Raw genomic sequence first — 19748 nt, 5'->3', positions numbered from 1 at the left:
GTGGCACGATGCGGGGTGGGACCCGAGCGGGGGAGGCGGCAGTGTCGATGCCCGTTGCCGAGCTGAGTGAGCTGCGACGTCGTCTGTCGCGGGTGGTCCTCGTCCACGTCGCGCTCTCGGTCGGGTTCGCGCTGCTCGCGGCGGGCGGCGTGTCGTCGCCCGCCAGGCGGGCGGGGGCGTTCGCCGTGCCGTGGCTGGTGATCGGGGCTGCCGGCGCGCTCGGTGCGTTGCTCATCGCGGCCGCCGCGTGGCAGCTGCGCGCGGGCCTCACGGCGGGACGGTCGCCGGGGAGCCGGGCCGTGCGGTGCGAGGCGACGGCCCGCCTGGGCATGGCGCTCGCGGCGGCGGTGGCGCTTGCCGCCGGTGTCGCTGTGGCGCCGGCCGGGGCGGAGCGGGGATTCGTGATCGGGGTGGACGTGGCCCTCGCCGGCGCGCTCGCGCTGTTCGCGCTGGCGGCCGGCGACGTTCGCCGGGCCGTCCGTTCGGCGGAGCGGACCGCCGCGACGCCGGCCGGATGAACGCCTGGGCTCACCGCCGGAGGGTGGGGGTGAGCGTGACGGGCACCGTGACGACGTGGGTGTGCGTCCCGTCGTCCGCCGAGACCTCGTACACCTCGATTGCGCCGGCCTGCTCCCGGGGCACCCGGTAGGTCACGGCGACCCGGTAATCGCCCCGGCAGCCCGTGCCGCAGGTGGCCGTGGTGAAGGTGGTCGCCACCGCACGGCCGGCGGCGTCGAGCACCCGCACCGTGACGGTCGCCTCGAAGACCTCGGCGGTGCCGGTGACGGTCACGGGGCTGGCGACGCGTTCGCCGATGGTCGGACCGGCCACCACGATCGGCGGCAGCAGGTCCGCGTAGTCGCTCCGGCCCACCGGGGGATCGGCGGAGAGGCGCACCCGCCGCACGGTGGGGAACTGGGTGAGCGTGTAGACCACCTGCGCCTCGCGCAGCCGCCGCCCCACGGAGTCGCCGCCGGCCGGGGCGGGCGCGACCGTCGCCACGCCGTCGGCGATGCCGGTGACCTCGCCGCCGGTCAGCAGGGTGGTCAGCCCGGTGGCGGCCTCCACCGGCGTCGGGCCGGCGGCCAGCTCGGTCAGCGCCAGGCGGGACGTCGCCACGGTGGCCGGCCGGGTGCGCCGGGTGGGCGTGATCCACCCGTCCCGGACGTACCACAGCTCGACGGTGACCGTCCGGGGGCGTGCCGGCGCGACGGTGGTCGGCGCGGGCGCTGCGGCTCGGCTCGGCTCGGCCGGCGGTCGCGGCGGCACGGTGGTGGGCAGCGGCTCCGGTGGGACGGCGGTGGTGGCCGGCGGCGGCGCGGTGGGCGCGGGGCCGAGCGAGCCGGACCGCGGTGCGGCGCACCCGGCCGGCAGGACCGCCGCGGCGAGCAGGGCGGCGACCGCCGTGTGCCGTCTCATCCCGCGTCGTCCGGTGCCGGCGGCCGTGGCACGGCCGGCAGGTCCAGGCGGAAACGGGTGAGCACCGCCGGTTCGCTGTGCACGCCGAGCCGCCCGCCGAGCAGGTGGGCGTTGTCCCGGGCGATGGCGAGACCCAGGCCGTTGCCCCGCCCGGAGCGGGCCGGGTCGACCTTGTGGAAGCGGTCGAACAGGCGCGGCAGGTGCTCGGCCGGGATGCCCGGGCCCTGGTCGGTGACCTCGAAGACGACAAGCGGTCCGTCGCCGGCCACGGTGGCCCGGATCTCGCCGGCGCCGTGCTCGACCGCGTTGGCGATCAGGTTCGCCAGCACCCGCTCCAGCCGACGCGGGTCGGTGCGCAGTGGGACCGGAGCGCCGGCGACCACCACCCGGTCCGACCAGCCGCGCGCCGCGACGATCGCCCGCAGCAGCGCGACCGGGTCGACGGCGGCGACCGCGAGCCGTTCCCTCCCGGCGTCCAGCCGAGAGATCTCCATCAGGTCCTCGACCAGCCGGCGTAGCCGGACCACGTCGGTGACCAGCAGCTCCGCCGCGCGCCGCGCGTCGGCCGGCAACTCGTCGAGGTGCTCGCGCAGCAGCGACGCCGCGACCACCAGGGCGGTCACGGGGGTACGCAGTTCGTGCGCCACGTCGGCGGTGAACCGCCGCTCCCGGAGCTGGGCCGCCGACAACGCCTCGATCTTCGACTTCAGCGCCTCCGCCATCTCGTTGAACGCCGCGGACCAGGCGCTGAACTCGTCGCGTCCCCGTACCGGCAGACGGGTGTGGAGCAGCCCTTCCGTGAGGGCGCGCGCGGCCAGGCTGGCCCGGCCGACCGGCTCCAGCGTGCGACGGGCAAGCGTGTGCCCCACCCCGGCGGCGAGCAGCACCACCAGCACCCAGCCGGCCAGCAGAGCCGTCCGCAGCTGGTCCAGGTCGGCGGCGAGGCCGTCCTCGAGGGTCACGACGTACAGCTCGGCCGTCGAGCCCGGAACACGGCCGCCGACCACGAGCAGCCGGGGCCGAGCCCCCGGCGACGACCGTTCGTAGCCGAGCTGTCCGGCCGCGACAGTGGCCCGCAGCCCGGCGCCCAGCGGCGGCGCGTACGCCCGGTGGGAGGGCAGCTCCTCGCCGTCGACCAGCACCACGTGCCGGCCGCTGCCCTCGAAGCTGGCCAGCAGCTCGCCGCGCCGTTCGTCGGTCAGGGGCAGGAACTGTCCGGCCAGGACGAGCCGGTAGCGGGCGTCGGCTGCGGCCTGATGCAGGGAGGCGTCGTAGCGGGCCTGGCGCAGCAGCAGCCAGGACCCGCCGGCCAGCAGCCCGGCGGAGACACCGGCGACGAGCACGAAGGCGATGGTCAGCCGGCGTCGCAGGCGACCCGGCGGGACGGCGCGGCCGGCCATCGCGTACGCCCCCTCAGCCCGGTGACAGCTTGTAGCCGGCCCCGCGCACGGTCCGTACGAGCCGGGGGTGGGCGGGGTCGTCCTCGACCTTGGCGCGCAGCCGCTGCACCGCCACGTCGACCAGCCGCGAGTCGCCGAGGAAGCCGTGCTGCCACACCCGGTCCAGCAGCAGCTCGCGGCTGAAGACCTGACCGGGGCGGCGGGCGAGTTCCAGCAGCAGGCGGAACTCGGTGGCGGTCAGCGCGAGTTCGCGTCCGTCCTTGCGGGCGAGGAAGCTGCCCGGGTCTATCTCCAGCCCGCCGACCTCGATGACGGTCGTGACGACGGGGTCGCTCGCCCGGCGCAGCACGGACCGGACCCGGGCCACCAGCTCGGGTAGGTCGAACGGCTTGCGCAGGTAGTCGTCGGCGCCGCACTCGAGACCGACGACGACATCGACGGTGTCGGTGCGGGCGGTCAGCATCAGGATCGGCACGCCGCTGCTCCGGCGGATCTCCCGGCAGACCTCGAAGCCGTCGAGGCCGGGAAGCATGACGTCGAGGACGATCAGGTCGGGCGGCCGGGCGCGCCAGGCGGCGAGCCCCTCCCGCCCGTCGCGCGCGGTGTCGACCCGGAAGCCGGCGCGGCGCAGCCCGAGGGCGGTGACCTCCCGGATGGAGGCATCGTCCTCGACGACCAGCACGCGGCCCTCCACCATTCGAGGGTAGCCCCGGGACGATCCGCGTCGACCTGGCGGAACGGACGGTGTCGGGGGCCCGGCCGGTGCCGGTACCCCCGCCACCGTGTCGGTCACTGCTGCCACTGGTGCGCCACGTCGAGCACGATCCGGCTGTGCGTGCCCGGTCCGGCCAGCACGGTCACCCGGAACGGCAGGCGGGCCCGCACACCGATCGCGAAGGTCGTGTAGCCCTCGAAGCTGCCGCCGAAGACCACGTCCCGCAGGGTCGGGTGGCGCAGCAGGTTCGCGACGTGCTCGCCGACCCGGTACGGCACGGTGCCGACGTGTGTGTCGTCGTACGCCGGGGCGCGCAGGGAGACCCGCAGCAGCTCGTCGCCGGCGGTGTACGGGGACAGCGCCAGGCCCTCGCCCTCGGTCCAGGTCTCGCCGTAGCCGACGGTGTAGCCGCTGATCGGACCGGCGAACTCGAACACCACCCGGTCGAAGCAGTCGTGCCGCCCGACGCGTACGTCGACCAGCGGGGCGTCGCTCGGCGTGCCGGCCGACTTCGACGCGCTGCCCCAGGTGATCCCGCAGTACGGCGCCCCGGTCGCCGCCGCGGTGGTGGTCGCCGCGGTGCCGGTGCCGGCGCCGGCCACCAGCCCGGCGAGCACCACGACCAGGGCCGTGAGTCGATTTCTGATCCGCATGGTCTTCTCCCGTGATCTCGTTCCTCCGTGGTGTCCGGCCTCGTGGCCGGGCCGTGGGATCCACGGTGGAACCGCTCGACGGCAGCAGCTTCGCCGTGCGGTAACGCAGGCGTAACAGACGCGACGGCACGGGAATCGCGGGCAGGCGGGCAGGGCGGGAGCGCCGGTATGACGATTCCGTTATGCCGCATATCGGCGACCCTGGCTCTAGCATTCACGTACATCGATGACCGGCGGTGGCACGCCGCCGGACAACCCAGGGAGTGCGTGTATGTTCCGACGACAACTGCTGCACGCGGCGACCGCCGCGCTGGCGGCGGTGCTGGCCGCAACCGGAATGCAGGTTGCCACCGGCGCGAGCGCGTCCGCCGACACGGGCGCGTCCGCCGCCCGGACCGTCTACTACGACGCGAGCCGGGCCGGCGAGTTCCGCACCAACTTCGACCAGGCTGCGGCCATCTGGAACAGCCAGGTCAGCAACGTCCAGCTGGTCGCCCGTACGCCGGGCAACGTCACCATCTACGTCGACAGCGGCTGGCCGCGCGCGCAGGTCACCAGCCTCGGCGCCGGCCGGGTCTGGATGGGCTGGACCGCCGTCAACCAGGGCTACAACCGCACCCGCATCGCCACCCACGAGCTCGGCCACATCCTCGGCCTGCCCGACCGGCGTACCGGGCTCTGCTCCGACCTGATGTCCGGCAGCAGCGCGCCGGTGTCCTGCACCAACGCCTACCCGAGCGCCGCCGAGGCGTCCCGGGTGAACCAGCTCTTCGCCGGCGGTCTCGCCGCGGCGGAGGCGCCGACCGGCACGTTCACGTGGAACGACGGCGACGACATCTCGCCGCAGGTGGTCAACGGCCGCCCGGCGAGTGAGAACTACCCGTGGATGGTGTACGTCTCCGGCTGCACCGGCACCCTGATCAAGGCCAACTGGGCAGTCACCGCCAAGCACTGCGGGACCCCCTCCTCGGTGCGGGTCGGCAGCATCAACCGCACCAGCGGCGGCACCGTCGTCTCCGTGATCCGGGCGGTGAACCACCCGAGCGTCGACGTGAAGCTGCTCCAGCTGGGCAGCTCGGTCAGCTACGCCCCGGCGCCGATCCCGACCACCTCCGGCGCGGTCGGCACCGCCACCCGCATCATCGGCTGGGGCCAGACCTGTGCTCCCCGGGGCTGCGGCAGCGCCCCGACCATCGCGAACGAGCTGGACACCTCGATCGTGGCGGACAGCCGCTGCCTCGGCATCAACGGCCCGTACGAGATCTGCACCAACAACACCAACGGCAACGCGGGCGCCTGCTACGGCGACTCGGGCGGCCCGCAGGTGCGCCGGATCAACGGTGCGTGGGCCCTGATCGGCGCCACCAGCCGGGCCGGCAACAACAACTCCACCTGCGCCACCGGCCCGTCCATCTACGTGGACCTGCCGTCCATCCGCTCCTGGATCAACACCCAGGTCGGCGGCCTGCCGGCCTGACCCACCCCGGTACGGGGGACGCCGCCTGCGGCGTCCCCCGTAGCGTTGTCGCCCCGGTCGGATGGCCGGGGCGTCACGCGGCGACCACCCGGAGTGCGGTACGGTGCCTGGCACATCGACCCCCTCTCGAGGTGAACCATGCGTGTCGTGGCCGCGCTCGCCCTGACCCTGGCGCTCGCTCCCGCGCCGACGCCGACGGCCTCCGGCGGGCCGGTCGGTGACCTGCTCGGCGGCGTCGGGCGGGTCGTCGACGACCTGCTCAAGGGGGGCGGCCGGGCCACCCCGGGGACCTCCCCGACGCCTGTGCCGTCCCGCTCGGCGCCGCCCGCGCCGTCCCCGGCCGGCCCGTCGGCCGCGCCGGCTGTCCCGGCGCCCCCGGGACGGTCCACGCCCGCGTCCAGCCCCGGGGGCGCGTCCGCGCCCGCACCCGCCGGCGACCGGCCTGCCGGGCGACCCGCCGGGCGGGGGGCCGAGGCGCCGGGCCCGCCCGGTCAGGGTGCCGCCTCCGCCGCCCCCTCGACGGTCGCGGCCCCGCCGCGCGAGGGCGAGGGGGGAGCGGACCGGTGGCTGGTCCACGGCCTGGTGCTGGGCGTTCTGGCGGTGCCCGTGCTGTTCGTCCTGCACCGACGGCGCCGGCCCGCCGCCGCGGCCACCGGCCCGGCTGGCCCGGCCAACCCGCCGACCTCCGCCCCCGAGCCGGACGACGAGCCCGTGGCCGACAACGTGACCCACCTGCCGACGGAACTGAACGCGATCTACGAACTCGGCCGGCTCGACGAGCGGCTCAGCCAGGAGCGCAACCGCCGGTCCTGAGCCGGGTACGGGTGGCGACGATGGACACCACGCTGGGCGGGACCGGGCAGGGGTGGGGCGAGCCCCTCGGCACGGCATGACGAAAGGGCCGGCCCCGTGTGGGGGCCGGCCCTTGTCGTTGGGCTTTCGCCGGTTGGGTGTCGCTGGGTGGTGTGTGTCGCTGGTGTTGGGTCAGGCGGTGTAGCCGCGGGTGGCGATCCAGTCGGCGAGGTTGTCGACGCTCATGCGGTAGGAGGCCTGGTTGGGGTTGGCGGAGTCGGCGATGGTGACGGTGTTGCCGTTGTCGCGGTAGCCGACGACGCTGATGTAGTGCCCGCCTTCGAAGGAGTGGGTGGTGCCGTCGGTGTCGGTGGCGGTGCCGGCGATGTTGGCGACGATGGCGTGGCCTTCGTCGATGGCGGTGACGATGTCGCCGCGTAGCTTGTCGGTCTGCTTGTCGTCGGCCTTGGCGCCGGGGATCTCCACGGACTGGTAGGCGTCGGTGCCGGTTTCCTTGTTCAGCACGGGGGTGATGTCGTTGATGGAGTTGGTGCCGGCTTCGGTGGTGCCCATGCGCTGGGCCATGCCGTCGACGTCGATGTTCTTGCCCTGCACGCTGAGGGCGTTGCGGGCGGCGGCGGGGCCGCAGTAGTAGAAGTTGGGCTGTGCTTCGTAGCGCACGCCGAGTTCGCGCTCGCTGCCCTTGCGGTCCTGGGCGACCGTGGCGGACACGGGCTTGGCCTCGGCGGGGGCGGCGAGGGCGGTGGTGACGGGGCCGGCGATGGCGCCGCCGGTGAAGGCGAGCCCGGCAGCGGTCAGAGCGGTCTTACGCAGGATGTCGGTACGCATGATGGCAGCACCTTTCGATCGGGGGTACGCGACACACACCACGGGGGGACCGGTGGCGTCGCGGGCTGAGGGAAAGGTCGAGATGTTCGGGGGCCTGCGGCCGGCGGGGCCGGTCTGGCTCGTCCCCGGGGGATGCAACCGGTCGGGCCGGCCACACATTCCACCGTCTCGCGGGCCCGTCCGGTGCGGCGGTCGCCCGCTCGGTGGGCCCGGGGATGTAACTACCGCGGGCGGCCGGTCATTCCGGCGGCCCGGCGCCCGGGTCAGGCGGAGGTACTCGGTGGTCCGGGGGATGTAACCACGCCGGCCCGGCCCGCATTCCGCCGACTACCGGCCGGCGAACGGGCCTGGTCACGCGGCCGATGGTGACAACGACGCGGCACCCCGGCCCATGCCCACCCGACCCGTGACGCCCACCACCGCCGCCGTCCGGGGCACCGGCGTCCCTGCTCTCGGATCCGTCCGCTGCGCCTCCGGCCGGCCACCCTGCCGTCACCGTGTCGACCGCATGTGGCGTATATCCCATTTGCGCACCCTGTGGCGGAGCCCCATCCGGACGCGGGGCGTGAACCGGACGCCCCGCGTGGACGCTTCATCGGCGGCTGCGGAGACCTTGGCAGAGTCGGGCCCCTGGCGGGGCCCGTTCCTTCCAAGACCGGTCAGTAGGCGCTGGGCGGCAGGCGGCGTTCGATGGTGACGGTCGTGCCCTCGGCGGTGGAGACCAGTCGCACGTCGCCGTACGCGTTCATCAGCGTGGCACCCCGCCCCCGGTCCATGGCCGGACGACGGTCCCGCCACGTGCCGAAGTCGCGCACCGAGATCCGTACCGTGCCATCGGCCACCCGCAGTCGCACCCGCACCTCGGGGCGGGTGGGGCGTTGGGCGTGCTCGACGGCGTTGTTGACCGCCTCGGAGGCGGCCAGCAGGAGGTCGGCCACGGTGTCGGGATCGACCTCCAGGTTCTCCAGCGAGGCCCGCACGTCCCGGCGCATCGCGGCGGCGGAGGTGGGTTGTGCGGGGTACGTCCAGCCCGTGTCCAGCGCGGCCGGCTGCTCGGGAGCCGGCCGCTGGTCCCCGTCGTGGGCGTACTCCCCGTTCCCGGCGAGCGACGGTTCGGGGCCCGGCGCGGCAGGCGGGCCGCTCACCGGAGGGCCACCCGCGTCCATCGGACCGTCACCCGAGGCCGGTGACCTGGCCGGGGCGGGACCGTCCGCCCCGCGTGCCGTGTCGCCGGGGCCGCCCGCGTCGTCCCGGTGGTGCCGCCAGGTGCCGTGCAGGGCGGACCGGACCCGGGCGATCAACTCGGCGGCGGCGAAGGGCTTGACGACGTAGTCGTCCGCGCCCAGGTCGAGCCCCTCCACGCTGGCGTCGCCGCCGGCGCGCGCCGAGAGCACCACCACCGGCAGCGTGCGGGTGCCGGCCTGCCCACGCAGCCGACGGACCAGCTCGAAGCCGTCGATCCCCGGCATCATCACGTCGGTGAGCAGCAGGTCGGGCTGTTCCCGGCGGATCGCCTCCAGGGCCCGCCGGCCGTCGCCGACCGTCTCCACCCGCCAGCCCTGCTCGCCCAGCAACCGGGCCAGGTACGCGCGCATGTCGGCGTTGTCGTCGGCGACGAGGATCCGCGCGTGCCGCAGCGCGTCCGTGGCACCGTACGCCGGCACCGGCGGCCCGGCCGGCGCGGACGCCCCCGCCTGCGTCGGATCGGCCAGCCAGCCGACCGCCTCCTGGACGGCGGCCCGGGCCGCGTCCCCGGCCCCGGCCAGGTCCGCGGCCGGACCGGCGCGCCGCCCGGCGGCGGACCAGGGCAGCGCCACGGTGAACGTCGTTCCCGTCCCGATCCGGCTCTCCACCCGTACGTCGCCGCCTTCGAGGCGGGCCAGTTCGCGGACCAGGGCGAGCCCGATGCCGGTGCCCTCGTGGCTGCGCGACCGGGTGCCCTGCACCCGGTGGAAGCGTTCGAAGAGCCGGGGCAGATCCTCCTCGGCGATACCGATGCCCGTGTCGGCGACGGTCAGCCGTACCTCGTCGTCGTCGGCGGTCAGCCCGACCCGGATCCGGCCGACGAAGGTGTACTTCAGCGCGTTCGACAGCAGGTTGGTGACGATGCGTTCCCAGTTGACCGGGTCGACGGAGACCGCGCGGGGCAGGGGCGGGCAGTCGACCTCCAGGCGCAGCCCGGCGCGTTCGACGGCTGCCCGGAAGACGCTCGCCAGCTCGGTGGTGAGCCCGGCAAGGTCGACCTCGCGCGCCTGGCTGTGTGCCTGCCCGGCCTCCAGGCTGGAGAAGGTGAGCAGGCTGTTGACGAGGGTGAGCAGTCGGGTGGCGTTGCGCCAGGCGGTGTCGACCCGTTCCCGCTGCGTCGCCGGCAGGGGATGCTCGTTGTCGTTGAGGGCGTCGGCCAGCGGGCCGAGCATCAGCGTCAGCGGGGTCCGGAACTCGTGGCTGACGTTGGTGAAGAAGCCGGTCTTGACCCGGTCCAGCTCGGCGAGCGCCTCGGCCCGCCGGCGTTCCTCCTCGTACGCCTGCGCGTTGCGTACGGCGACGGCCACCTGCTGGGCCAGCAGCGCGTGGAACGACCGGTACGCCTCGTCCAGCCCCCGGCTCGGGCTGACCCCGAGCAGCAGCACCCCGAGGGGCTGGCCCGCCTCGGCGGACGGCAGTGGCAGGGCGCGGGCGGTGCCGACCGGGTCGCCCCACGGCCCGGCGGGCAGGGCGAGCCGCCGCTCGACGCCGGCCACGTCGGTCGTCGTGCCGCCGGCGGCGGCCGCCAGCCCCCACTCGTGCTCCTCGCCCGCCGGCAGCGTGGCGGGCAGGGCCGCGGCCACCGGCTCCCCGCCGACGTGGGCGGCGCGGCGCAGCAGCGCGCCCTCGCGCAGGTAGATCGCGGCGAAGGGGACGTCCAGCGGGTGCCCGCCGATGGCCTCGGCGAGCCGGGCGCAGGTGCTCCGCACGTCGACGGTCCGCCCGTCGCCGCCGACGGACAGGTCGCGCAGCAGGCGCAGCCGGCGCTCACCGACGACCTGCTCGGTGACCTCGCTGCACACGGTGAGCACCCCCACCGTGCGTCCCTCGTCGTCGCGGGCGGGGGCGTGCGAGACGCTGAAGTACGCCTCCTCGCGGTAGCCGGCACGGTCGAGCAGCAGTCGCAGGGCCGGCACCCAACTGGCGACCCCGGTCGCCATCGCCTCGTCGATCAGGGGGCCCAGCACGTCCCAGCCCTCGGCCAGGGTGACCCGCACGTCCCCGCCGAGCGCGTCGGGGTGCTTGTCGCCGATCAGGGCGGAGTACGCGTCGTTGTACAGCTGGGTGAAGCGGTCCCCCCACAGCAGCAGCATCGGGTAGCGGGAGGAGAGGACCATCCGGACGGCGGCGCGCAGGCTCTGCGGCCAGCCGTCGACCGGGCCGAGCGGAGTGGCGGCCCAGTCGAGGCGCGCCATCAGCCGCCCGGTCCCACCGCCATCGGCGAACGGGTCCCCCGTGGGCCGTGTCACCCTCGGTCGCACCTCATCGCAGCCCTCACTTCCGGGCCCGACGACCCTTGCTGGTGTTACCCCCGCACATCCTGGCACCCAGCTTCAGCTGCACGTCCGCCGGCACCCCAGCGCGTGTCTGTACCCAGGCCTGCGCATCTCCACACCTCGCCTCACCAGATCGGGTCGGCGGAGGGGCGGGGGCGTCAGCCCTCGGCCGCCCGGCGCCGCAACAGCTCGACCGCCTCGTCGACCAGGCCGCCTTCGGTGAGCAGCGTCAGCAGCAGCGGCAGGTGCCGCCAGTCGCCGCCGTCGACCGCCTGCCGCAGCAGGCCGACCGCCTCGGCGTGCCGGCCCCGGGCGGCCAGCAGCGCGGCCAGCTCGTCGCGGGCGCGCGGATCGCCCTGCTCGGCGGCGATCCGCCAGTACCGTTCGGCCTCGTCGGTGCGGCCCTCCCCGGCGAGCAGCGCGGCGAGCCGGGCGGCGGCGTGCCAGTCGCCGTGCTCGGCACGGATCCGCAGCTCCTCCGTCCGCCCCCGGTCCGCCAGCAGGTCGACCAGGACGCTGCCCGCACCGTTCGCGCCGGCCCGGTCGAGATCGCGCAGGTAGCCGGTCGGGTCGGGCACCGCCACCAGCCCGGCGGACTCCGGGCCGAAGAAGCGGCTGCCGCCGAACTCGCGCCGGAGCTGGTCGTCGAGATCGTCGGCGAGCGCGATCATGGCCCGCAGGGCCAGCAGCAGGTGGGTGGGCGCGAAGTCCTGCCCGAAGACGGGGATGGACGCCCAGACCGTGTCGCCGGTGCAGTAGACGCGCCCGACCACGAGCCCGTTGGTGAGGTCGGAGAGCCGCCGGTACAGGGACTCGGTCGGGTTGACGCCGGTGAGCAGCGGAGAGAACACGTCGACCAGCGGCGGGTCGTCCTGCGCCCGTACGAAGATCATGGCCGAGCCGGCGCGGATGCCGACGTCGCCGTCGGCGTCGACGCGCAACTGGTCCGTGGTGACGCCGAGGAGGCCGGCGAGCACGGCCCTGACCCGGTGGGTCAGCTTCCCCCCGTCGCCGTGCTCGGCGTCGGGGTCAGGGAGCGGGCCGGTGCTGCGGGCGGCGACCGGCCGTGCGGCCAGCGCGGCGGCGAGCCGCGTCCGGGCCGGCACGGGAACGGCCGTGGCGGTGGTGGCCGGGCGGGCGGCCAGCGCGGCGACGAACCTGCCCAGCAGGTTCTCACGCGGCGTCATCGTGCTCGCCGCCCGTGTCGTCCCGGCCGCTGTCGGCCGGTCGTTCCGTCACCCGGACCTGGTCGAACATCTTGGCGATCACCAGTGGCGCCGCGACCCCGAAGGTGAAGCTGGCGAAGGCCGTGGTGGCCAGGCCACCCGCCCCGGCCGCGGCGGCGAGGCCGGTGCCGGCGACGGTCCTGAGCAGCACCGCGAACACGACGATCGGGGCGTCCCGCCGGTCCCGCCACGGCCACTGCCACCGGCCGCCGGACTCGCTGGTCGGGCGCATCATTCCGGAGAGGTTCAGCGCCTCGGCCACCGCGCTGCCGACCAGTCCCCACATCGCGGCCATCCATAGAGACACATCCCTACCGTACTGACCGCCCGCCGCGGCGGTCGCACCAGCCCTCGGCTTCTCCGGCGACCACGTCGACGCCATCTGCGACGGTAGGGCGCGGGGGCAACGCGACGCCAGTCGACGTTCCACGGTCCCGTCGTCTCGCCGTCGGCGACGGCTCGTATCCTTTCCGCGAACCTTCGGTGGGCTTTCGAGGATGAAAGGACACGGTGTGAGCAACCGGGCCGAGACGTTGGAGTTCCAGGCCGAGGCGCGTCAGCTGCTCCAGCTGATGGTCCACTCGATCTATTCGAACAAGGACGTCTTCCTGCGTGAACTGATCTCGAACGCCTCGGACGCGCTGGACAAGCTGCGCCTGGCGTCGATGGTCGACAAGGAGCTGGAGGCCGACACCTCCGACCTGCACATCGAGATCGAGGTCGACAAGGCGGCGCGCACGCTGACCGTCCGGGACAACGGCATCGGCATGTCCCGCGACGAGGTCGTGCAGGTGATCGGCACGATCGCCAAGTCCGGGACGGCCGAGCTGCTGCGCAAGCTGCGCGAGTCCTCCGATGCCGGGGCGCGGCAGGAGCTGATCGGCCAGTTCGGCGTGGGCTTCTACGCGGCGTTCATGGTCGCCGACCGGGTGGAGCTGGTGACCCGCCGGGCGGGGGAGAGCGGCGGCACCCGGTGGGAGTCGGCCGGTGAGGGCACGTACTCCGTCGAGTCGGTCGAGGAGGCGCCGCAGGGCACGTCGGTGACCCTGCACCTCAAGCCGGCCGACGACGAGGACAACCTGCACGACTACACCGCCGACTGGACGGTCCGGGAGATCGTCAAGCGCTACTCGGACTTCATCGCCTGGCCGATCCGGATGACCGTCGAGCGCCCCGGCGAGGGCGACGAGACCAGCACCGAGACCCAGACGCTCAACTCGATGAAGGCGCTCTGGGCCCGCTCCCGCGACGAGGTCGACGAGGCCGAGTACAAGGAGTTCTACAAGCACGTCAGCCACGACTGGGCCGACCCGCTGGACATCGTGCACATGCGGGGCGAGGGCACCTTCGAGTACGAGGCCCTGCTGTTCATCCCGTCGCACGCGCCGCTGGACCTGTTCGCTCCGCAGGGCCGCCGCGGCGTGCAGCTCTACGTCAAGCGCGTCTTCATCATGGACGACTGCGAAGCGCTCATGCCGAACTACCTGCGCTTCGTCAAGGGCGTCGTGGACGCGCACGACCTGTCGCTGAACATCTCCCGGGAGATCCTTCAGCAGGACCGGCAGATCCAGGTCGTCCGCCGTCGGCTGGTCAAGAAGATCCTGTCCACCGTCAAGGACATGAAGGCGAACCACGCCGAGCGTTACCGGACCTTCTGGACGGAGTTCGGGGCCGCCGTCAAGGAGGGCCTGATCGACGACACGGAGAACCGGGACACGCTCCTGGAGATCCTGTCGGTCGCCTCCACCCACGATCCGGCCGAGCCCACCGACCTCGCCGGCTACGTCGGCCGGATGAAGGACGGGCAGAGCGACATCTACTACGCCACCGGCGACTCGCGCACGATGATCGAGAACTCGCCGCACATGGAGGCGTTCCGCGCCAAGGGCTACGAGGTGCTGCTGCTCACCGACCCGGTCGACGAGGTGTGGATCGAGCGCGTCGGCCAGTACGACGGCCGGACGCTGCGCTCCATCGCCAAGGGCCAGGTGGACCTGGACACCGAGGAGGAGAAGAAGGAGGCCGAGGCCGAGCGCGAGCAGCAGCGCAAGGACTTCGCCGACCTGCTCACCTGGATGGGCGCCACCCTCGCCGACTCCGTCAAGGAGGTCCGCCTCTCCTCCCGGCTGACCACCTCGCCCGCCTGCGTCGTCGGCGACGCCCACGACATCACCCCCATGCTGGAGAAGATGTACCGGGCGATGGGGCACGAGGTGCCGACGGTCAAGCGGATCCTGGAGCTCAACCCCGGGCACCCGCTGGTCACCGGCCTGCGCAAGGCGCACGAGCAGGGCGGCACGGAGGAGTCGCTGAAGGAGACCGCCGAGCTGCTCCACGGCCTGGCGCTGCTCGCCGAGGGCGGGGAGCTGGCCGACCCGTCCCGGTTCACCCGCATGCTCGCCGACCGGCTCGCCCGTAGCCTCTAGCAGGCACGCACGGGTCGGCCGGCGGCGCGCCGCCGGCCGACCCGTGACCGGTCGGTTCGCACACCGGGCCGTCCCCCGGATCGCCGGGACGGGCCGCCCCGCGCGTCGGCCTGCTCGGCGACCCCACCCGCCGCCGCATGGCCCCGAGTCGTCCGCCGGAATCTGCCGCCGCCCCTGCCGGGAAAACTTCTTCGGGTAATCGGTCGGCCGTTCACGGGAACGTGTCGTGAATCGTGTTTCCGGCGGGTGCGAACGCTGGCCTTTCACGGCCTGATCCCGCCCGGTGTCACACCGCCTTTCCGCCCGGGCGTGCGGGACACGCGGGGCCGTGTCGCGACGCGGTGCCCGGCCGCCGGCCGTTGCGTCGTCTACCGTGTTCAACGTTGCGACCAGCGGGCAAGGAACATTCCGCAACTTGCAGGGCGACGTGGTGCGCGCGTGGCCGAAGGCGTGGAAATTGCGGGCCGGCACATTGAAGAACGCCGATATTGACTTGCTCCCGAAATGGGCGCACCGTGAAGCGTGCGGCGGTAACCGGAGCCCCGCGAGTCGTTCGGCGATTCCGTTCGTGGCCAGGGTGCTCGAGGAGGCGGTCATGCGATTGGATCCGTTCGCGGGGGCGTATCTGACCGACCCGGCGCAGGTGTGGCGGCGGCTCCTCGACGAGCCCCAGGGGGTGCGCCACGACCCGGAGCTGGGGTTGTGGCTGATCACCCGGCACGCCGACGTGCGCCGCGCGCTGGCTGACGCGGAGGCCTTCGGCAACGCCCTCACCCTCGCTCCGATCTACGACGTCTGCCCCGAGGCGATGGAGTTCATCGCCCGCATCGACGCGCCGCCCACCACCGCCGCCGCCGACCCCCCGGTGCACCCCCGGACCCGCCGGGCCCTGCGGGCGACCTTCGCCAACACCGCCGAACGCGTCGAGCGCCGGTACGGTGCGATCGTCGAGCGCCGGGTCGACGAACTGGTGTCCCGGCTTGTCGACCGCGCCGACGGGCGGGCGGACCTCGTCGGCGAGTTCACAACCGAACTGCCCCTGCTGGTCCTGCTCGACCTCCTCGGCGTGCCGGAGGCGGACGTCGGGCGGGTCAGGGCCTGGGGGGACGGCCAGATCGCGTTGCTCTGGGGGCAGCCGGACCCGGCCGAGCAGGTCCGGCTGGCCCGGGACCTGTGGGAGTTCTGGCGCTACTGCGAGCGGTTGGTCGGCGCCCGACTCGGCGGTGGCCGGCACGGCGACGACTACGTCAGCCAACTGCTGGCGTACCGAGACGGCGACGACGAGGTGCTCACGGTGGCCGAGGTGTCGAGCATCGTGTTCAACCTCCTGGTCGCCGGGCACGAGACCACGGCCGGGCTGCTCGCCCACGCGCTCGACCAGGCGCTGTCGGGCCCGGGCCGGTGGCGGGAGCTCGGCGAGGACCCGCGCCGGATACCCGCGTTCCTGACCGAGACGCTGCGTTTCGCGCCCGCCATCGACGGTTGGCTGCGGGTGACCCGCCGACCCGTCACCCTGGACGGCGTCACCATTCCGGCGGGTGCGCGCTGCCTGCTGCTGATCGGCGCCGCCAACCGGGACCCGGCGGTGTTCGCCCGGCCGGAACGATTCGATCCGCACCGGTCCGACGCGGACAGGCACCTCTCGTTCGGGCACGGGCCGCACTTCTGTATCGGCGCGGCGCTGGCCCGGCTGGAGGCGGAAGTGGCGCTGACCCGGCTCTGCCGAGCGGTTCCCGGACTGCGCCTGGCCCCCGGCCATCGCCGCTCGTACAAGGTCAACATCGCCTTCCGCGCGCACCGGAGCCTGCCGGTGGTCCTCGACACGACGGTGCCGTCCGGTGCTCCGGCGGCGCCCGTCGCCGGGTGACCAGCCGTCTAGTGGCGGCGCCGGTCCTGTTCTGCGGGCGGGTGCGTCGGACCGTGCCGTGCGGCGCCGGACCGGCTGCGCGCGGACCCGTGGGGTCGCCGCGGCCGGGCCGGCGGACCCGGCAGGCGACTACGCTCCGAAGTCACGTCTTCACACCCGTCGACCGATGGGTTAAGAATTGTCCCCTGCGAATGCCCATTCATCGCCCAATGTCTATTGACGCCGACGCCGATGCCGGCCGGTCGGCGTCACGAAGGTGAACACATGGATCGCACGCCCCCGTCGAGCGCCCAGCGCTCCGGTGCCATCCACCGGTTCCGCTCCGAACTGCGCACCTGGCGTACCCGTCAGGGGCTGACCCAGCGGGCGCTCGCGGAGCGGGTGCGGTTCAGCCGCGAGACGGTCGCCGCGGTCGAGTCCGGTCGCCGGTACGGCAGTCACGAGTTCGCCGTCCGCTGCGACGAGGTGCTCGGCACCGGCGGTTGCCTGGCGGCGTTGTGGCCGCAGGTCGCGGCGGAGCAGTTGGCGGCGGACGGCCGCCGCGGCCCCCGGTTCGGAACGGTGGCAGGGCTCGACCCGGCCCCCGCGCCGCCGGCCGCGCGGCGGGACGCGCGCGACCCGGAGGCGGTCGTGGCGGCGATCGACGAGTTGCGGGAGCTGATCGGCCAGGTGCTCGGCGGGCCGCCGGAGGCGGACCTCCCGCCGCACCCGTCAGGCGGCCGGCCCGGGTGCTCCTGACCTGCGCGGGATCGGGGTCGCGAGGCGGGACGGGCGCTGCTGACGCTGGGTACAGATGCCGGTACGGGCCGTTTGTACCACCGTCAGGTCTTCTCTGCGGGCGCTGGGTCCGGCGGAATGAGACGTGCAAACGGCAAGGTGCGCATTGGCCGTCTTGGATGAGTCGCGGGAGTCAGTCTTGGCGTCGAGCACGAGGTCCCACGCGGCCCGACCCTACCCGACCGGCCGCCGCGGCTGGAAGATCGGCACCCGGATGCGCCTCATCGTGGCGGCTCCGCTGGTCGCCGTGATGGGGTTCGCCGGCCTCGCCCTGACCGAGAGCGTCCGCCAGACGACCCGCGCGAGCGATCTCGGACTCCTGGCACACCTCGGCGCCGACGCGGGCGACCTGGCCCACCGGCTGCAACGCGAGCGCGTCGTCGCCGCCGACCTGCTCAGCCGGGGCGCGGCCGAGCAGCAGGAGGCCTTCGCGGACGCCACCGGGAGCACCGACGACGCCGTCGCCCGCTACCGCCGGCAGCGGGCCCTTGTGCCTCCCGGACCCGCCGCCGGGCAGAGCGCGCTCCAGCGGATCGACCTGGCGCTGGAGGGCCTGGCGCCGCTGCGCGCGCAGGTGCGTACGGCGGCCCACGCCTCGGTGTCGGCGATGACCTTCAGCTACCGGATCGTGATCGCCGACCTGCTCAGCCTCCGGGAGAGCGTCACCCTCGGCGCGGTCAACGCCCGGATCACGGACGGCATGCGGGCCTCGGCGGCACTGTCCAAGGCGGCCGAGGCGGCCGGGCAGCAGCAGGTCGCCGTCCTGCGCGCGGTCGCGGCCGACCAGTTGACCCCCGCCATGCAGCAGGACATCACCGCCGCCCGGTCCGGCTTCACCGAGTCCAGCCTGTCCTTCCTGGCCCTCGCCCGACCCGCCTGGCGGGGCTGGTGGGAGCAGGCGGGCAGCGGCCAGGACGCCCTGCTGCTGCAACGGCTGCAGGACGAGGTGTCGAGGACCCGGGCGGGAAGCCGGTTGCGGCTCGACCCCGGCGCCTGGGTCGCCGCGACCCAGCAGTGGTCCGCCCGCCTGGCCGAGCTGCGTCAACGGGTCGACGCGGCGGTGCTCGACGACATCCGGTCCGCCCACGCCGACCAGCGGCGGCGCACGGCGTTCGAGGCGACCGCCGCGGCGGTGGCCCTGCTGCTCACCGCGCTGGTCACCTGGGCGGTGGCCCGGCAGATCACGCGGCGCCTACGCCGGCTGCGCGACGCCGCGAACGCCGTCGCCTTCGAACGGCTGCCGCAGGTGGTGGCCCGGCTCCAGCACCCCGACAGCTCGTCGGTCGACCCGGACGAACTGGCCCGCCAGCAGTCCGCGGAGGCCCTGGAGCCGTCGCGCGGCGACGAGATCGGCGAGCTGGGGGAGGCCTTCGCGGCCGTGCACCGGGCGGCCGTGCGTACCGCCGCCGAGCAGGCGGTCATGCGGGCCAACACGGCCGACATCTTCATCCACCTCAGCCGCCGGGAGCAGCGGCTGGTCGACGCGGTGCTGGCACAGGTCGACAAGGTCGAACGGGACGAGACCGACCCCGAACGGCTGGACCAGCTCTACACGCTGGACAACCTGGCCACCCGGATGGGACGGATCAACGCCAGCCTGCTGGTGCTGGGCGGGGTGGGGGTCGGGCGGGTACGCCAGCACGACGTACCCCTGCAACAGGTGCTCCAGGCCGCGCAGAGCCAGATCGAGCACTACGCCAGGATCCGCCTCGGCATGGTCGACGGCGACGTCGCCGTCGCGGCCGACGCCGTCGACGAGGTCGTGCACCTGCTGGCCGAGCTGATGGACAACGCCACCGGCTACTCCGCGCCGGGTACCGAGGCGTGGGTGACCGGCCGCAGCCTCGGTGACCGGGTGATCGTCCAGGTCAGCGACGAGGGCGTGGGGCTGTCCCCGCAGCGCCGGCAACAGCTCAACGACCTGCTGGCCCGCCCGCCCGCCATCGACGTCGCGGCCGTACGGGCGATGGGGCTGGTCGTCGTGGGACAGCTCGCCGCCCGGCTGGGCGCGGCCGTCCAGCTCCGTCCGGGCCCCCGGCGCGGCACCATCGCCGAGGCGGCGTTCCCGGGGGCGATCATCCGACCGCTGCCTCAGGAGGAGTTCCTGCTCACGCCCGGCAGGCCGTCGCGGCGCGCGGCGCGGACCACCCTCGCGCCGCCGGCGTACGCCACGGCCCCGCAGCCGTGGGCCGGGAGCCCGGCGCAGCCGTGGACGGGCGGGCCGGCGCCCGAGCGGGCGCTGCCGGTGGCGCCGGTGTTCCGGCCCGCACCGCCGCCGGCCGGTGCAGGTGACGAGCCCACCCAGGAACTCGTCATCTTCGAGGAGGTCAACCACTGGTTCCAGGCCGGCCACGACGACGCCACGAACGCGGGGCCGTGGTCCAGCCCCGCCGACGAGGCCTGGCGGACCGCCGCCCGGGCCGACGCGCCCGAGGTCGTCGCCACCACCACGTCCGGCCTGCCGCGGCGTCAGCCGCGACAGCACCTCGTCCCGGGCGGCGTCACCGTGCCGCAGCAGCGCTCCGCGCACCGCGACCCGACCCAGGTGGCCACCGCGATGGCCGCGTACGCGCGGGGCGTCGCGGGCCGCCGGACCAACCTGATCACCAACTGACCCGACAGGGAG

The 19748-nt window shown here is 74.3% G+C and carries 15 protein-coding genes; 7 read left to right on the top strand and 8 right to left on the bottom strand.

The window, feature by feature from the left end; all coding sequences use genetic code 11:
- The first annotated feature begins 41 nt into the window (after window positions 1-41).
- Window positions 42-518 carry a hypothetical protein gene (locus AC0OO9_RS00605; RefSeq protein ID WP_484514703.1) on the top strand — a complete coding sequence of 159 codons (477 nt, stop codon included), beginning with the start codon at window positions 42-44 and terminating at the stop codon, window positions 516-518.
- Window positions 519-528: 10 nt separating this feature from the next.
- Here AC0OO9_RS00605 and AC0OO9_RS00600 read toward each other — a convergent pair whose 3' ends face one another.
- From AC0OO9_RS00600 to AC0OO9_RS00585, 4 genes are all read right to left on the bottom strand, one after another.
- Window positions 529-1419 (bottom strand): Gmad2 immunoglobulin-like domain-containing protein, encoded by an 891-nt coding sequence (locus AC0OO9_RS00600; RefSeq protein ID WP_484514702.1) that lies wholly within the window; start codon window positions 1417-1419, stop codon window positions 529-531.
- On the bottom strand, window positions 1416-2819 hold the full coding sequence (locus AC0OO9_RS00595) for an ATP-binding protein (protein ID WP_484514700.1): 1404 nt from the start codon (window positions 2817-2819) through the stop codon (window positions 1416-1418). Before AC0OO9_RS00595 ends, AC0OO9_RS00600 begins: the two co-directional genes overlap by 4 nt.
- 13 nt (window positions 2820-2832) lie before the next feature.
- The gene (locus AC0OO9_RS00590) at window positions 2833-3513 is read right to left on the bottom strand and encodes a response regulator (RefSeq protein WP_484514698.1); all 681 of its coding nucleotides are present in this window, start codon (window positions 3511-3513) and stop codon (window positions 2833-2835) included.
- Between the two features lie 95 nt (window positions 3514-3608).
- Complete coding sequence (locus AC0OO9_RS00585) at window positions 3609-4187, bottom strand: AMIN-like domain-containing (lipo)protein (protein ID WP_484514697.1); 579 nt, start codon at window positions 4185-4187, stop codon at window positions 3609-3611.
- 226 nt (window positions 4188-4413) lie between these two features.
- On the opposite strand from AC0OO9_RS00585, the gene AC0OO9_RS00580 reads away from it, so the two are divergent.
- Window positions 4414-5664, top strand: coding sequence for a snapalysin family zinc-dependent metalloprotease (locus AC0OO9_RS00580; RefSeq protein ID WP_421450151.1), 1251 nt, complete (start codon window positions 4414-4416; stop codon window positions 5662-5664).
- 138 nt (window positions 5665-5802) lie between these two features.
- The gene (locus tag AC0OO9_RS00575) at window positions 5803-6477 is read left to right on the top strand and encodes a hypothetical protein (RefSeq protein WP_484514696.1); all 675 of its coding nucleotides are present in this window, start codon (window positions 5803-5805) and stop codon (window positions 6475-6477) included.
- Between the two features lie 171 nt (window positions 6478-6648).
- On the opposite strand, the gene AC0OO9_RS00570 is transcribed toward AC0OO9_RS00575, so the two are convergent.
- The 4 genes from AC0OO9_RS00570 to AC0OO9_RS00555 form a co-directional block, all read right to left on the bottom strand.
- Entirely contained in the window at window positions 6649-7305 is a 657-nt protein-coding gene (locus AC0OO9_RS00570) for a C39 family peptidase (RefSeq protein WP_484514694.1), read from the bottom strand.
- 659 nt (window positions 7306-7964) lie between these two features.
- Window positions 7965-10799, bottom strand: coding sequence for an ATP-binding protein (locus AC0OO9_RS00565; RefSeq protein ID WP_484514692.1), 2835 nt, complete (start codon window positions 10797-10799; stop codon window positions 7965-7967).
- A gap of 185 nt (window positions 10800-10984) precedes the next feature.
- Entirely contained in the window at window positions 10985-12013 is a 1029-nt protein-coding gene (locus AC0OO9_RS00560) for a T3SS (YopN, CesT) and YbjN peptide-binding chaperone 1 (protein ID WP_484514690.1), read from the bottom strand.
- Complete coding sequence (locus AC0OO9_RS00555) at window positions 12000-12359, bottom strand: hypothetical protein (protein WP_484514688.1); 360 nt, start codon at window positions 12357-12359, stop codon at window positions 12000-12002. The genes AC0OO9_RS00560 and AC0OO9_RS00555 overlap by 14 nt, the downstream gene beginning before the upstream one ends.
- Window positions 12360-12564: 205 nt before the next feature.
- Between AC0OO9_RS00555 and htpG the strand changes: the two genes are divergently transcribed.
- From htpG to AC0OO9_RS00535, 4 genes are all read left to right on the top strand, one after another.
- Window positions 12565-14478, top strand: coding sequence for a molecular chaperone HtpG (htpG, locus tag AC0OO9_RS00550; protein WP_484514686.1), 1914 nt, complete (start codon window positions 12565-12567; stop codon window positions 14476-14478).
- A gap of 595 nt (window positions 14479-15073) precedes the next feature.
- Window positions 15074-16345, top strand: a complete 1272-nt coding sequence (locus tag AC0OO9_RS00545; RefSeq protein ID WP_484514684.1) for a cytochrome P450 — start codon at window positions 15074-15076, stop codon at window positions 16343-16345.
- A gap of 264 nt (window positions 16346-16609) precedes the next feature.
- Window positions 16610-17083: a helix-turn-helix transcriptional regulator gene (locus tag AC0OO9_RS00540; protein WP_484514682.1), complete on the top strand. Its 474-nt coding sequence runs from the start codon at window positions 16610-16612 to the stop codon at window positions 17081-17083.
- Between the two features lie 253 nt (window positions 17084-17336).
- On the top strand, window positions 17337-19736 hold the full coding sequence (locus AC0OO9_RS00535) for a sensor histidine kinase (RefSeq protein WP_484514680.1): 2400 nt from the start codon (window positions 17337-17339) through the stop codon (window positions 19734-19736).
- Window positions 19737-19748 lie beyond the last annotated feature (12 nt).

It is taken from the genome of Micromonospora sp. USAFONa4 (genome assembly GCF_057197825.1).
Note: the sequence above shows the minus strand (reverse complement) of the source record. Positions and strands in the feature narration are given on the sequence as shown.